Consider the following 14,263-nt stretch of genomic DNA (forward strand, 5'->3'; position numbering starts at 1 on the left):
CCGGGACAAACTGTTGGCGGGAAAGTCTTTTATAATTGGTCTCGCGCCGGGACGGCCGCGTCGGAACAGGGGCGCAGCCCCGCCTGGCAGGACGCGGCAAGTGATACGCCTGCCACGAAACAAGGTCCAGCCCTTGCGTACCGGACGGTTTGTCTTGACACGGCCCGGCAAAGCGCCCATGTCGCCCCTGTCCGCCGCCTGTGCCGCGTGAGCACCGAAAGGCCCGGACGTCTGGTTCCCACAGTCACGCAGGGGCGCCGCTTGCGGCACGGTCACGGGCAATGGTCCGGGGCGAGGGTCGCAGGCCCTCTGAACGATTGGGATTCCCATGACCACCTTTGCCGACCTCGGCCTGTCGCCGAAACTCCTGAAAGCGCTGGAAAAGACAGCGCTGAAGACCCCCACGCCCATCCAGGCGCAGGCCATCCCGCACATCATGCAGGGCGCCGATCTGATGGGCCTCGCCCAGACCGGCACCGGCAAGACGGCGGCCTTCGGGCTGCCGCTGCTGCACCGCCTTCTCGATATCGGCCATCCTCCGGGGCCGAAGCATGTTCGCGCGCTGATCCTGGCGCCGACGCGGGAACTGATCACCCAGATCAAGGACAATCTGGAGACCTTCACCAAGGGCACCGCCGTCAAGGTGACGATGGTGGTGGGCGGCGCCAGCCTGTTCAAGCAGGCACAGGCCCTGTCACGCGGGACCGACGTCCTTGTCGCCACGCCGGGCCGGCTGATCGACCTTCTGGAACGCGGCGACGTGAGCCTTGAGAAATGCGGCTACCTCGTCCTGGACGAGGCCGACCACATGCTGGACATGGGCTTCATCCACTCCTTGCGGAAGATCGCCAGGCACATCCCGCTGAAACGCCAGACGCTGCTGTTCAGCGCGACGATGCCGAAGGATATCGAGGAAATCGCCGCGACCTATCTGCGCAATCCCGTCCGCGTCCAGGTGAACCCGCCGGGAAAGCCGGCCGAGAAGGTGACGCAGGGCGTCCATTTCATCCCCAACGGCGACAAGGCGAAGCTGCTGGAGGACTATCTGAAGAAACACCCGGGCGAGCAGGCGCTGGTCTTCGGCCGCACCAAGCACGGGTCGGAGAAGCTGGCGAAACTGCTGGCCAGCTGGGGCTTCCGGGTGGGGTCCATCCACGGCAACAAGAGCCAGAACCAGCGCGACCGCACCCTGACCGAGTTCCGCGCCGGTGAGCTGGATGTGCTGGTCGCAACCGATGTCGCCGCGCGCGGGATCGACATTCCGACCGTGCGACACGTCTATAATTACGACATGCCGAACGTGCCGGAAAACTATGTCCACCGCATCGGCCGCACGGCGCGGGCCGGGGCGGAAGGCGCCTCGATCAGCTTCTGCGCCCCGGCCGAGATGGTGGAGTTGCAGGCCATCGAGAAGCTGTTGAAGAAGCCGCTTCCGGTGGTCGGAGGCGCGCCCTGGGCGGCGGATGTGGTCGCTGCCGCCCCGCGTCCGGGCCAGAACCGGGGTCAGAACCGGGGCCAGCGCCCGGGCAATAGCGGACGGCAGGGCCAGAAGCTGACTGCCAAGCCGCAGGGACAGAGGCCGGGATCGGGCGGCCAGGGGCGACCGCAGGGCCAGGGCAAATCCGGCGGCCAGCGTCCCGCGAAACCGCAGGGCGGCAGCTTCGCCCCGCGCCGCGACGCACGCTAGACCCGGCGGGCGGGCCGATCGCTCAGCCCGCCTCCTGTTCCAGGTTCAGCTTCATTTCCAGCAGCACCTGCTGGATCGCCAGCGTCTCGCGCAGCAGGCGCTTGGCCTCGTTGACCGAGATCTTCCCGTCGCCGATGGCCTGGTTGTATTCGGCCATCAGGATCCCGAACCGCTGCGCCAGGGCCACGACATCGTGGTTGACCCCGCTGCTGGAGGAATTGCGCCGCTCGCCGTCGTAGGACAGGGTGATGCCGCGCAGGTCGGCCAGCGCCGCCGTCACATGCGGAAAGCGGCTGGCACTTTCCAGCTGGGCCACCACATCCACCGGCATGAAACGGTCGTCATGTTCGTCGCTGTCCGAGTAATAGCGCCCCAGCGTCGCCTTGGACTTTCCGGTCAACTCGCAGGCCGCCTCGATCCCCACATCCTTCACCAGCGCTTCGGTGTGCTTCTTCAGGTAGGATCCGACCGACATTCACCAACTCCACTTCCTTGCCCCGGCGTCAAATAACGGGGAAACACGCGATTTTTTTCCCATTAATCGGATGGGAAGGCTTTGTCATGGATAAAGCGGTTCCGGGCAACCCGGAACGTTAGCGAGTGGCCGATGTCCCCAGCATCGGCAGGGGTGGGGCCCGCCGCAGCAGCCTGGTTCAGGCTGTCGGCGGTGCCGATGAAACGCGGCGGGCCCGTGTTAACCAGTAGGCGGATCGGTTCCGCGATTGTCTGTGTCTGTGCTTGTGTCTGTGTGTGTTGTTCCGGGCCTGCTGTCCCGCCCAGTAAGGGGTTCCTTCCGGTAAGCCGGGCCGCGCAAGGCGACTTGCTGCGCGGCCCGGTCATCGGCTAGGGCTTCGCGCCATGGCAAAGCTGTACTTCCACTATTCGACGATGAACGCGGGGAAATCGACCTCGCTGTTGCAGGCCTCGCACAACTACCGCGAAGGCGGGATGCAGACCTATCTGATCACCGCGCGCCTTGACAACCGGGCCGGTCAGGGCCGGATCGCCAGCCGCATCGGCATCGGCGAGGCTGCCGATACCTTCGGCCCGGACGAGGACATGTTCGAGAAGCTGAAGGCGCGCCTTGCGGAGGGGCCCGTGGCCTGCGTCTTCATCGACGAGGCGCAGTTCCTGTCCAAGCCGCAGGTCTGGCAGCTGGCCCGCGCGGTGGATGACCTTGGCGTGCCGGTGATGTGCTACGGGCTGCGCGTCGATTTCCAGGGCAACCTCTTTCCCGGCTCGGCCGCGCTTCTGGCCTGGGCCGACGAGATGCGCGAAGTCCGCACGATCTGCCACTGCGGCAAGAAGGCCACCATGGTGATCCGCCGCGGTCCCGACGGCCGGGCTCTGAAGCAAGGCGAACAGGTGGTGATCGGCGGCAACGAGACCTACGTCAGCCTCTGCCGCCGTCACTGGCGCGAGGCTGTGGGCGACTGAGCCTTCTCGGGCCGCGCGATCAGAAGCCCCGCCACCACGATCAGCGCCATGCCGGCCATGGCCATCCAGGTCAGCCGCTCTCCCCAGAGCACCAGGCCCCAGGCGGCCGAGGCGGGCAGGATGACATATTCGAAGACCGAGACCCGCGCGGCATCCGCGATCTGGTAGGCCCTGACGATCATGCCGACGCCGACAAGCGACCCCGCCGCCTGGACGAAGGTCCACCAGAGGAAGTCACCCGTCGGCCAGACCGGCCCGCGCACGAGGAATCCGTCCGCCCCCTCGGCCACCGGGACGGGCAGCAGCCACAGCACCGCCATCCCAACCAGTCCGATCACCCCCAGCATGGCGAAGAAGCCGGCAAGCAGCGTCGCGGCCGCCTCGCCTGCGCACCATTCGCGGGTGGCGATGTTGCCCATGGCATAAAGCGCGCCAGAAAGGATCGGCAGCAGCGCCGCGAAGCTGGCGCCGGTCATCGCCTCGGGGCCAAGCACCAGCACCGCGCCGAGAAAGCCGGTGAGAACGGCCAGCACCCGAACCATCCCGATCGGGCGGCCATAAAGCAGGCGCTGGATCAGCAGCACGAAGATGGGCGCGGTGAAGAGACCTGCGGCGACCTGCGCCACCGGCAGGAAGGCCAGCGCCCCGAAGTAGATCACCATCGCCGCGGCATGGATCGCCGAACGTGCCAGCACCGGGCCGGGACGTTTCGGCCTCAGGTGCAGGCCCAGCGGCACCGCCGCCAGCGCCAGAAGCACGAGGGCCATCAGGGTGCGGGTGGCATGAAACTGCCAGAGGCCGCCGTCACGGGCGATGATCCGGACGAAATTGTCGGTGAATGCGATCAGGACAGCATAGACCATGACCGCGCCGAAGGCGGCCAGCGTTCGGTTCTGCGGTGCGCTCATGGTCCTGCCCGGGATCGTTTCGTCCTGCTTGCCGGGCCTTTTGCCGCGCTTCCTGCCCGAACGCGACAGGCCAAGCGATTTCCCGGTCGCGTACCGACCTTTGCGGCGCCGGTCGGGCCTGGGTGATTGTCCCTGCTGGCAGGGCCGGTTAGAGTTGCGCCGAACAGGCAGAGATCCTCCAGCCGATGACGGCACTGAAGAAGTATCAAAGGCTGGAATGCGGCGGCCTGTGGCGCGAGACGCCGCAGGACCAGCGCCGCGAGGTGCTGGTGCGCTTCGGCGATGCGACCCTGATCCTGTCCGATCCGAAAAGCGGCACCGCGATCAGCCACTGGTCCCTGCCCGCCATCGAACGGATCAACCGGGGCGAGGAGCCGCCGGTCTTCGCCCCCGGTGCGGATGCGGCCGAAAGCCTGGAACTGACCGATCCCGACATGATCGAGGCCCTGGGCGCGGTGCGCCATGCCGTCCAGGCGGCGACGGCGCGGCCCGGGCGGCTGCGGGGCGCGATCCTTGCCGCAACCGCGCTTGCCGTGGTCGCGGTTGCCGTCCTGTGGCTGCCGGGCGCGCTGGTCCGGCATACGGCCTCGGTCGTACCCCCGGCGCAACGCGCCGATCTGGGCCAGCGCGCGCTGGACGACCTGGCGCGGGTCACCGGCGCAAACTGCAACAACCGGCTGGGGCTTCAGGCGCTGGCCGGTCTGGCCGAGCGCGTGTTCGGCCCGGTGGACACGCCGATCCTTTATGTCATGCCCGAGGGGGTCGAGCAGCCCCTGCATCTGCCCGGCCGCCTCATCGTGCTGCCGCGCCGGCTGATCGAACAGGCCAACGGTCCCGAAGCGGCTGCGGGGGCGGCCCTGGTCGAGGGTCTGCGCGCCCGCGCCCGGGATCCGATCATCCCGATGCTGGAACATGCCGGGCTGCGCGCGACGCTTCAGCTTCTGACCACCGCCGCCCTGCCCGACGCAGCGCTGGCCGGATACGGCGAGGCCGTCCTGCGCGCCGCCCCCGTCGCCCTGCCCGATGCCCAGGTGCTTGCAGCCTTCGAGGCCGCGCAGATCCCGGCCACGCCCTATGCCCTGGCCGTCGATCCCGAGGGCAAGACGACACAGGCCCTCCTGGCAGGCGACCCCTACAAGGGGCTGGCCCCGACGCCGCTGATCCCTGACGATTCCTGGGTTGCCCTGCAAGGCATCTGCGGCACCTGACGCCGGCCGCAGCGCCGGCGCCGCATCCCCGCCGGACGCCAGCCGGTCAGCGGCCCATCACCATCGCGTCGGGAAATCCGTTGCCAAGCAGTTCGGCCCGAGCCCTTGCGGCGGCCTCGGCATCGGCAAAGGGGCCGGCAAAGACCGTGATCAGCGTCGAACTGCCGCCCTGCACCCGACCCCGCACCACCTGATGCCCGAGGGATCTCAGCCGGGCCTCGGCCCGATCGGCGTTGGCGGCAAGACGGAAACTGCCGACGGCGACGTAATGGCCGCCCGCGGCCGCGGTCGTCGGCGCGGCGGACGGCACCTCGGGCTTCGGACCCGTCGCCGCAGCCGGGTCATAGGGCTGAACGCCGATCTCCTCGGCAACCGGCACCCTGCGGCCAGAGGGAGGATTGTCGCAGTCCGGTTCCCCCTTGCGCGAGACACGGGGCACCCAGACCACCTTCGTGCCGCTTCCCGCCCGGACGAACAGGCAGCCGCGGGAATCGACGTACTGCTGACCGGCATAGTCCGCAGGCGGCAGTTCCGCCGGCCGGATCAGATCCCGCGCCACGGCCGGAGCGACCAGCCCAACCAGGGCCGCTGCTGCCAGCACCCCGCGCATCACTTTGTCCCGAACATCCGGTCCCCGGCATCGCCGAGGCCGGGGACGATATAGCCGTGGTCGTTCAGATGGCTGTCCACCGCCGCCGTGACGATCGGCACGTCCGGATGCGCCTCCTTCATCCGCGCGATCCCTTCGGGCGCCGCAAGCAGGCAGAGGAAACGGATCTGCCGCGCCCCCGCCTGCTTCAGCAGGCTGACCGCTGCGGCCGACGAGTTGCCCGTGGCCAGCATCGGATCAACGACGATGGCAATCCGGTCCTCCATATGCTCAGGCAGCTTGCAGTAATACTGCACGGGTTGCAGCGTCTCGGGGTCGCGGTACAGGCCGACAAAACCGACCCGCGCCGCCGGGATCAGTTCCAGAATGCCGTCCAGAAGCCCGTTCCCCGCCCGCAGGATCGACACCAGCGCCAGCTTCTTGCCCTCGATCATCGGCGCGTCCATCTCCTCCAGCGGCGTCTCGATCCGCTTGGTGGTCATCGGCAGTTCGCGCGTGACCTCATAGGCCAGCAGAAGGCTGATCTCGCGCAGGAGCTTGCGGAAGCTGGCGGTCGAGGTGTCCTTCTCGCGCATCAGGGTCAGCTTGTGCTGGACCAGGGGATGCGACACGACGGTCAGGTGATCCAGCATGTCAAACCTCCAGTAGCTTGCCGATCCTGGCCCTGGTATCCGCGTCACAGAATGCCGCGTCAAGCGACTGCCGCGCGATCCGCCGGAATTGCCCCTCGTCCCAGTCCAAAGCCCGGTGCAGTTCCTCGTATTCCCGCGCCATCGTGGTGTGGAAGAAGGGCGGATCGTCGGTGCTGACCGTCACCTTCACCCCCCGCCGGTCCAGTTCATGGATCGGGTGGTCGCGGAAGCTCCGGTAGAGCCCCAGCGCCACGTTCGACCCCGGACAGACCTCCAGCACGATCCCCTTCTCGGCCAGCTCATCGACCAGCGCGAGATCCTCGATCGCCCGCACCCCATGCCCGATCCGCTCCACCCCCAGGTCGCGCACCGCAGCGCGTACCGAGTCCGGCCCGCCCCATTCCCCCGCATGGGCCGTCAGCCGCAGCCCCGCCTCCCGCGCGCAGTCGAAGGCCCAGCGGAAGTCCTTCGGCGCGCCGATCCTCTCGTCCCCCGCGATCCCGAAACCGACGATCCAGTCCCCCGCCGTCTCGGCCGCACAAAGCGCGGTCTCCCGCGCCTTCTCCGGACCGAAATGCCGGATGCAGGTGACGATCCCGCGCAGGGTGATCCCCATCTGCCGCTCGGCCTGATCGGCAGCCTCGCGCATCGCGTGCAGATATTCCCGCCATGCGCCCACCTCCCGCCCGCCGCAGAAATCGGGGCTGAGGAAGGTCTCCGAATAGACCACGCCCGACTGCGCCGATTCCTCCAGAACCGTACGCGTCAGACGTGCGTAATCCTCGGGCGTCTGCAAGGCCGAGGTCGCCGCCTCATAGACCTTCAGGAAATGCGAGAAGTCCGTAAATCGGTACTGACCCCGCGCGTCGAAGATGCCGGATATGTCCAGATTCTTCTCCTTCGCCAGCCCCGCAATGAAGGATGGCGGCGCCGCGCCCTCCAGATGCAGATGCAGTTCGACCTTCGGCAATGCGCTCACGAAAAGCTCCCTGATTTGCCCATGTTCCAAATACTCCGGGGGTCCGGGGGCCGGCCCCCGGTCCGCCGGATGTCACAGGAAACTCCGCCCCGGCCCCAAGGCCGCCACCCCCAGATGCGCCGCGACACTCGCCCCGACATCCGCGAACCCGCACAGGCCCAGGTCGCGCGCCCCGACACCCCAGCCCAGGACCGGCACCCTCTCGCGCGTGTGCTCGGTGCCGCGCCAGGTCGGATCGTTGCCGTGGTCGGCGGTGAAGATCGCAAGGTCTCCCGGCCGCAACTGCGCGAAAAAGCGCGGCAAACCCGCATCGAACCACTCAAGCGCGCGGGCATATCCGGCGACGTCGCGCGGATGGCCATACAGCGTGTCGAACTCGACGAAGTTCGCAAAGGTCAAGCTGCCCGGCTCTGCCTCGGCCCCCAGCCGCACCAGATGTTCGAAAAGATCATGGTCGGATTTTCCCTTGTGCAAGACTCCGATCCCCCGCATCGAGAAGATGTCGCCGATCTTGCCGATCCCGTGCGTCGCCCGTCCCGCCTCTGACACCCAGTCCAGCAGCGTGGGCGAGGGCGGCGCGATGGCGAAGTCCCTGCGGTTCGCGGTCCGCTTGAAATCGGCGCAGGTCCCGGTGAAGGGCCGCGCGATCACCCGGCCGACCTTCCGCGCGTGCAGCATCGGCGCCAGGTCCGCGCAGAGCTGCAAAAGCCGCTCCAGCCCGAAGGCCTCTTCATGCGCGGCGATCTGGAACACGCTGTCCGCACTGGTGTAGCAGATCGGCCAGCCGGTGCGCAGATGCGCCTCGCAATGCTCGGCGATGATCGGCACGCCCGAGGCATGGCAGTTGCCGAGGATCCCCTCGGTCCCGGCCAGACGGCAGACCTCGGCCACGATGTCGTCCGGGAAGGCCGGCACCCTGTCGGGGAAATAGGTCCAGTCCCAGGGCACCGGCACGCCTGCCAGTTCCCAATGCCCGGAGGGCGTGTCCTTGCCGCGCGACACCTCGGTCGCCGCGCCCCACAGCCCCTGCGGGATCGCGTCCAGACCCGGCGTCGCGGCGCCCGAGGCCAGCCGGATCGCCGCGCCCAGACCCAGCCGGTCGAGGTTCGGCATCCGCAACGGACCGGACCGCCCGGCCTCGGCCCGGCCCTCGGCACAGGCCGCCGCGATATGGCCCAGCGTGTTCGCGCCCGCGTCCCCGAAGGCGGCCGCATCCGGCGCCCCGCCGCAACCCACGGAATCCATCACGATCAGAAAGGCGCGTCCCTGCACCTGGCCCATCTCAGCCGATCCTCTTCTGCACCAGCGGCGGCTCTTCCGGCGCCTCTGCCGTGATGACATAGGCCGCCTGCACGGCCTTGACCGCGGCCCGCGCCGCATCCTCGGTCACCGCGTGCACCATGGCGATCGGAACGCCCGCCCCCGCCTCTTCGCCGATCCCGGCCAGGTCCGACAGCCCCACGGACGGATTGACCCGATCCCCCTCGCGCAGCCGGCCCCCGCCCAGATGCACGACCGCCAGCCCCAGCGCCTCGCAATCGATCTGCGCCACATAGCCGTCCGTCAGCGCGGGAACCTCCAGCATCACCGGGGCCGAGGGCAGCCGGTCAGGCCAGCGGTCGACGAAATCGGCCGGCCCGCCCTGCGCCACCACCATGCGCCCGAAACATTCGGCCGCGGCCCCCGACTCCAGGGCCTGGGCGATGCGCCCGGCGCCGTCCTCGGCATCGCTGGCCAGACCTGCCAGCGCCAGCGCCTCGCCGCCCAGCGCCACGGTGACATCCCACAGCGCCACGTTGACCGACGTGCCGGTCAGCGTCTCCATCACCTCGATCACCTCCAGCGCGTTGCCCGCCGCGGTTGCCAGGGGCTGCGACATGTCGGTGATCAGCGCGCTGGTCATGCAGCCGGCCCCCTGCGCCGTGGACACCAGCGCGCGGGCCAGATCCTCGGCCTGGGCTGCGGTCTTCATGAAGGCACCCGAGCCGCATTTGACGTCCAGCACCAGCGCCTCCAGCCCCGCCGCCAGCTTCTTGGACAGGATCGAGGCGGTGATGAGGTCGATGCTCTCGACCGTGCCCGAGACATCGCGGATCGCGTAAAGCCGCCGGTCCGCCGGGGCGAGGTCGGTCGAGGCCGCGACGATGGCGCAATGCACCTCGGCCATCTGCCGGCGCAGCGCGGATTCGGACAGGCCGGTGCGAAAGCCCGGAATGGCTTCCAGCTTGTCCAGCGTCCCCCCGGTATGGCCCAGCCCCCGGCCCGAGATCATCGGCACATAGGCGCCGCAGACCGCCAGCGCCGGGGCGAGCAGAAGCGAAGTGCAATCGCCGATCCCGCCCGTGGAATGCTTGTCCACCACCGGACCCGGCAGGTTCCAGGCAAGGGTCTTGCCGCTGTCCCGCATGCCCCGGGTCAGGGCCACCCGCCCCTCCTCGCCCAGGCCCTTCAGCAGGACCGCCATCGCGAAGGCGCCCGCCTGTGCATCCGTCACCTCGCCCGAGGCAAGCCCGGCCGCGAACCAGCGCAGATCCTCGGGCGCCGGTCGCCGGCCGTCCCGGATGGCCGCGATGATGGCGCGCGCGTCGGTCACGTCCGCTCTATGTGCGCGGTCGAGAAGACCCCGGGCAGCAGCTCGGCCACGGTCATCACCTTCTGCTTGCCATCGGTGGTGCAGAGCGTGACCCTGACGTCCTGGTCTGCGAACTCGGCGATCTTCTGGCGGCAGCCGCCGCAGGGGGGCACCGGCTCCGGGCTGTCGGCGATGACGCAGAGCTCGGCGATCCGGGTGTCGCCGGCCGCGATCATTGCCGCGATGGCGCCCGCCTCGGCGCAGGTGCCTTCGGGATAGGCCACGTTTTCCACGTTGCAGCCCACATGCACCGCGCCGGAGGTGGACCGCAGCGCCGCCCCGACCTTGAACCGCGAATAGGGCGCATAAGCCCGTTCCCGCACCGCCGTTGCAGCCTCAAGCAGCGTCATCGCCACCCCCTGTTTGACCATTTGGTCAGAGTGTGATGCCCCGACGCGATTTCCGCAAGCCGGGTGTGCCCGTCGTGCGCCTTCGGCGTCTCCTCGCGCCGGATCCCGACGAGAAGCCGAAGGCGCACGAGGAGGCGCTAGCGTTCCACCACCCGAGTCGCCGGGTTGCCGGGCAGCGTCACTTCCAGAAGTTCGAGGTCGCCGGTCGGCTCGGAATAGCGCGTCGCCATGGCCGGAGGGATCACGAAGGCATCGCCCGGTGACAGGCGGAACGGGTCCTTCCCCTCGCCCTCCAGCACCATCCCGCCCCGCATCACGAAGGTGAACAGGATGTCGCCCTCATGCACCGTCCAGGGCGCCTCGCCCGACGGGCGCGCGACCATCACCGATGCAACGCCCTTCGTCGCCGCGTTGATCCCCGTATCCCGCGCCTCGAAGCCGGGGATGCGGAAGGGCCGGAACACCCCCTTCGCCCCGATGTCATGCACGAACCGCTGCCCCTCCCATTCCCGGTCGGGCCAGTAGTGCGGCGTGGGCAGCTGCATCTCGTGGTCGATCTCGGTCACATGCTCGGCCGGAACCCCGATCTCCACCACCTGCACGCCTTCCGAATGCAGCACCCTGTGGCGGATGCCCGGCGGCTGGATGAAGCAGTCGCCGGCATGGATGCGCCGCACATCGCCCTGATCCTCGTACAGAACATCCACCCAGCCCGCGACGCAGAAGATCAGCTGGAAACCGACCCTGTGGAAATGCACCATGTCCGGCACCGGCCCGTCGGGCACGCGGATGTGGCTGGCGATCATCGCCCCGCCCAGTCGGCTGGGGATCAGGTCGCGGTATTCCATCCCCGCCCGCCCGATCACCCAGGGGGCCTGATCGGCCAGGCGCCGCACCACGAAGGCATGTTCGGTCGCGGGCGTGACGACCGGCGGGTTCAACTCGTCGATCTCCACCCGCGTCCCGTTCGGGGCCATCAGTTCTTTCGCCCCCCCGGCAAAACCCGGATCATCCGTCAGGATGCGGATCGTCCCCGGCGCCTCGGGCGCGCCTTTCTGGAGGCGCAGCCGCAGGCCGTGGCCCGACAGGACCGCCACCTCCGGGTTGTCGGCAGGAAAGATCATGTCCAGCCGCATCCCCAGCGTTTTCGTGTAGAAGGGCAGATCCTCCCGCAGCTCCTGCGTCGGCAGGCGGATCTCGGCGCGTATTTCCGTCATTGTGGTCCCCGTGCTATGGCGGCATCGTGTCCGGCGCGCCGGTGATTTGCAAGCCGGGCCGGAAACGGCTTCAGGCAAAGCCGCATTGGCGGGGCGGGAAAGATGGTTTAACGCTGAACCATCTTCGCGGGAGGAACGGATGGACGAGGCTCGGCACGACAACGCGCGGCAGGCGGCACTGGATTACCACGAGTTTCCAAAGCCCGGGAAGCTGGAGATCCGCGCCACGAAGCCGCTGGCCAACGGTCGCGACCTGGCCCGGGCCTATTCCCCGGGGGTCGCCGAGGCCTGCCTGGAGATCAAGGCCGACCCGGCAACGGCCAGCCGCTACACCTCGCGCGGGAATCTGGTCGCGGTCATCTCGAACGGCACCGCCGTCCTCGGCCTTGGCAACATCGGCGCACTGGCCGCGAAGCCGGTGATGGAGGGCAAGGCGGTCCTGTTCAAGAAATTCGCCAACATCGACTGTTTCGACATCGAGGTGAACGAACCCGACCCGGTGAAGCTGGCCGAAATCGTCTGCGCGCTGGAGCCGACCTTCGGCGCGGTGAACCTTGAGGACATCAAGGCCCCCGACTGCTTCATCGTCGAAAAGCTGTGCCGGGAACGGATGAACATCCCCGTCTTCCACGACGACCAGCACGGCACCGCGATCGTCGTGGGGGCGGCGGCCACCAACGCGATGATCGTCGCGGGCAAGCGGTTTCAGGATATCAAGGTCGTCTCGACCGGCGGCGGGGCGGCGGGGATCGCCTGCCTCGAGATGCTGGTGAAACTGGGGGTCAGGCGCCAGAACATCTGGCTCTGCGACCTGGAAGGGCTGGTCTACAAGGGCCGCGAGGCGCAGATGACCCCGCAGAAGGCGGCCTTCGCCCAGGGGAACACCCCCGCCACCCTTTCCGATGTCATCGCGGGCGCGGATCTGTTCCTCGGCCTCTCCGGCCCCGGCGTGCTGACGCCCGAGATGGTGGCGAAGATGGCTCCGAACCCGATCATCTTCGCGCTGGCCAACCCCACGCCGGAAATCCTGCCCGACGAGGCCCGCAAGGTCGCCCCCGGCGCGATCATCGCCACCGGGCGGTCGGACTTTCCGAACCAGGTCAACAACGTCCTCTGCTTTCCCTTCATCTTCCGGGGGGCGCTGGACGTGGGCGCCACCACGATCAACGACGCGATGGAACTGGCCTGCATCGAAGGCATCGCGGCCCTTGCCCGCGCCACCACCAGCGCCGAGGCCGCCGCCGCCTACCGGGGCGAGACCATGGCCTTCGGGGCCGACTATCTGATCCCGAAACCCTTCGACCCCCGCCTGATCGGCACCGTCGCCAGCGCCGTCGCCCGGGCCGCGATGGAGACCGGTGTCGCCACCCGGCCCATTGCCGACCTCGACGCCTACAAGCGCAAGCTGGACGGCTCAGTGTTCAAGTCGGCGCTTCTCATGCGCCCGGTGTTCGAAGCCGCCCGCACCGCCTCGCGCCGGATCGTCTTTGCCGAAGGCGAGGACGAACGTGTGCTGCGCGCGGCCAACGCGATCCTGGAAGAGACGACCGAAGTCCCGATCCTGATCGGCCGCCCCGAAGTGGTCGAGGCGCGCTGCGAACGCTTCGGCCTGCCGATCCGTCCGGGCCGCGACTTCCATCTGGTGAACCCGGAAAACGACCACCGCTACCGCGATTACTGGGGCACCTATCACGAACTGATGGCCCGGCGTGGCGTGACGCCCGACATCGCCCGGGCCGTGATGCGGACGAACTCGACCGCCATCGCCGCGATCATGGTGCACCGCGAGGAAGCCGACAGCATGATCTGCGGCACCTTCGGGCAGTACAACTGGCACCTCGGCTATGTCCGCCAGATCCTGGCGCGTGGGGGGCTGCACCCGGTCGCGGCGCTGTCGCTGATGATCCTGGAGGATGGACCGCTGTTCATCGCCGATACCCATGTGCATTCCGAGCCGACCCCGGCCCAGATCATGGAAACGGTGATCGGCGCCGCGCGCCATGTCCGCCGCTTCGGCATCACGCCCAAGATCGCGCTCTGCACCCAGTCGCAGTTCGGCAACATGGACAACGCCAGCGCCCGCCGGATGCGCGAGGCGCTGGAGCTGCTGGACCTGCGCGAGCCCGACTTCGCCTATGAGGGCGAGATGAACCTCGACGCCGCGCTCGACCAGTCGATCCGCGACCGCCTCTTGCCGGGGTCACGCTACGAAGGGGCGGCAAACGTGCTGGTCTTTGCCTCAAGCGAAGTCGCCTCGGGCGTGCGCAACATCCTGAAGGTCAAGGCCGGGGGGCTGGAGGTCGGGCCGATCCTGATGGGCATGGGCAACAAGGCGCATGTGGTGACGCCCGCGATCACCGCGCGGGGCTTGCTGAACATGTCCGCCATCGCCGGGACGCCCGTGGCGCATTACGGCTGACCGTTCCTCGTGCGCCTTCGGCTTCTCGTCGCCGGACCCGAGCGAGGAGGGACGAAGTCCACGACGAGCGAATCGGCCGGGCGCAGGCTTTGCAAACTCGCCGGCTCGGGCAGCACGGCTTTTCCCGATCCGAGAACTTTGCAAATCCTGCCGTCCGCTGTCGGCAAATTCTGCAAAACTGCCG

General features: G+C 68.4%; 12 protein-coding genes and 1 pseudogene. 4 read left to right on the forward strand and 9 right to left on the reverse strand.

Annotation, left to right across the window (positions count from 1 at the left end; genetic code table 11):
• Window positions 1-328 precede the first annotated feature (328 nt).
• Window positions 329-1,687, forward strand: a complete 1,359-nt coding sequence (locus tag G8O29_RS04880) for a DEAD/DEAH box helicase (protein WP_166402119.1) — start codon at window positions 329-331, stop codon at window positions 1,685-1,687.
• A 22-nt stretch (window positions 1,688-1,709) separates the two neighbouring features.
• On the opposite strand, the gene G8O29_RS04885 is transcribed toward G8O29_RS04880, so the two are convergent.
• Window positions 1,710-2,162 carry a hypothetical protein gene (locus G8O29_RS04885; protein ID WP_166402120.1) on the reverse strand — a complete coding sequence of 151 codons (453 nt, stop codon included), beginning with the start codon at window positions 2,160-2,162 and terminating at the stop codon, window positions 1,710-1,712.
• A gap of 383 nt (window positions 2,163-2,545) precedes the next feature.
• Here G8O29_RS04885 and G8O29_RS04890 point away from each other — a divergent pair, with 383 nt between their 5' ends.
• The gene (locus G8O29_RS04890) at window positions 2,546-3,124 is read left to right on the forward strand and encodes a thymidine kinase (protein WP_166402121.1); all 579 of its coding nucleotides are present in this window, start codon (window positions 2,546-2,548) and stop codon (window positions 3,122-3,124) included.
• Here the strand turns inward: G8O29_RS04890 and G8O29_RS04895 are convergent.
• Complete coding sequence (locus tag G8O29_RS04895) at window positions 3,097-4,032, reverse strand: DMT family transporter (RefSeq protein WP_166402122.1); 936 nt, start codon at window positions 4,030-4,032, stop codon at window positions 3,097-3,099. The two genes, G8O29_RS04890 and G8O29_RS04895, sit on opposite strands and share 28 nt — an antisense overlap.
• A 185-nt stretch (window positions 4,033-4,217) precedes the next feature.
• Between G8O29_RS04895 and G8O29_RS04900 the strand changes: the two genes are divergently transcribed.
• Window positions 4,218-5,240, forward strand: coding sequence for a hypothetical protein (locus tag G8O29_RS04900; protein WP_166402123.1), 1,023 nt, complete (start codon window positions 4,218-4,220; stop codon window positions 5,238-5,240).
• A gap of 46 nt (window positions 5,241-5,286) precedes the next feature.
• Here the strand turns inward: G8O29_RS04900 and G8O29_RS04905 are convergent, their stop codons facing one another.
• The 7 genes and pseudogenes from G8O29_RS04905 to G8O29_RS04935 form a co-directional block, all read right to left on the reverse strand.
• A complete protein-coding gene (locus G8O29_RS04905) occupies window positions 5,287-5,850 on the reverse strand; it encodes an SPOR domain-containing protein (RefSeq protein ID WP_166402124.1) in 564 nt (187 codons plus the stop codon).
• Window positions 5,850-6,482, reverse strand: a complete 633-nt coding sequence (gene upp, locus G8O29_RS04910) for a uracil phosphoribosyltransferase (RefSeq protein WP_166402126.1) — start codon at window positions 6,480-6,482, stop codon at window positions 5,850-5,852. Before upp ends, G8O29_RS04905 begins: the two co-directional genes overlap by 1 nt.
• A 1-nt stretch (window position 6,483) precedes the next feature.
• Window positions 6,484-7,461 carry an adenosine deaminase gene (locus G8O29_RS04915; RefSeq protein WP_166402127.1) on the reverse strand — a complete coding sequence of 326 codons (978 nt, stop codon included), beginning with the start codon at window positions 7,459-7,461 and terminating at the stop codon, window positions 6,484-6,486.
• Between the two features lie 72 nt (window positions 7,462-7,533).
• A complete protein-coding gene (locus G8O29_RS04920; protein WP_166402128.1) occupies window positions 7,534-8,742 on the reverse strand; it encodes a phosphopentomutase in 1,209 nt (402 codons plus the stop codon).
• A gap of 1 nt (window position 8,743) precedes the next feature.
• A complete protein-coding gene (locus G8O29_RS04925; protein ID WP_166402130.1) occupies window positions 8,744-10,054 on the reverse strand; it encodes a thymidine phosphorylase in 1,311 nt (436 codons plus the stop codon).
• Window positions 10,051-10,482, reverse strand: a pseudogene (locus G8O29_RS04930) (cytidine deaminase); the annotation flags it as partial. The pseudogene G8O29_RS04930 and the gene G8O29_RS04925, both read right to left, overlap by 4 nt.
• A gap of 98 nt (window positions 10,483-10,580) precedes the next feature.
• Window positions 10,581-11,660, reverse strand: coding sequence for a cupin domain-containing protein (locus G8O29_RS04935; protein ID WP_166402133.1), 1,080 nt, complete (start codon window positions 11,658-11,660; stop codon window positions 10,581-10,583).
• Between the two features lie 139 nt (window positions 11,661-11,799).
• Here G8O29_RS04935 and G8O29_RS04940 point away from each other — a divergent pair, with 139 nt between their 5' ends.
• Complete coding sequence (locus tag G8O29_RS04940) at window positions 11,800-14,079, forward strand: NADP-dependent malic enzyme (protein ID WP_166402134.1); 2,280 nt, start codon at window positions 11,800-11,802, stop codon at window positions 14,077-14,079.
• The last annotated feature ends 184 nt before the right edge of the window (window positions 14,080-14,263 follow it).

Origin of the sequence: Rhodobacter calidifons, assembly GCF_011174775.1 — a bacterium.
In the GTDB taxonomy this organism is placed as follows: Bacteria; Pseudomonadota; Alphaproteobacteria; order Rhodobacterales; family Rhodobacteraceae; genus Tabrizicola; species Tabrizicola calidifons.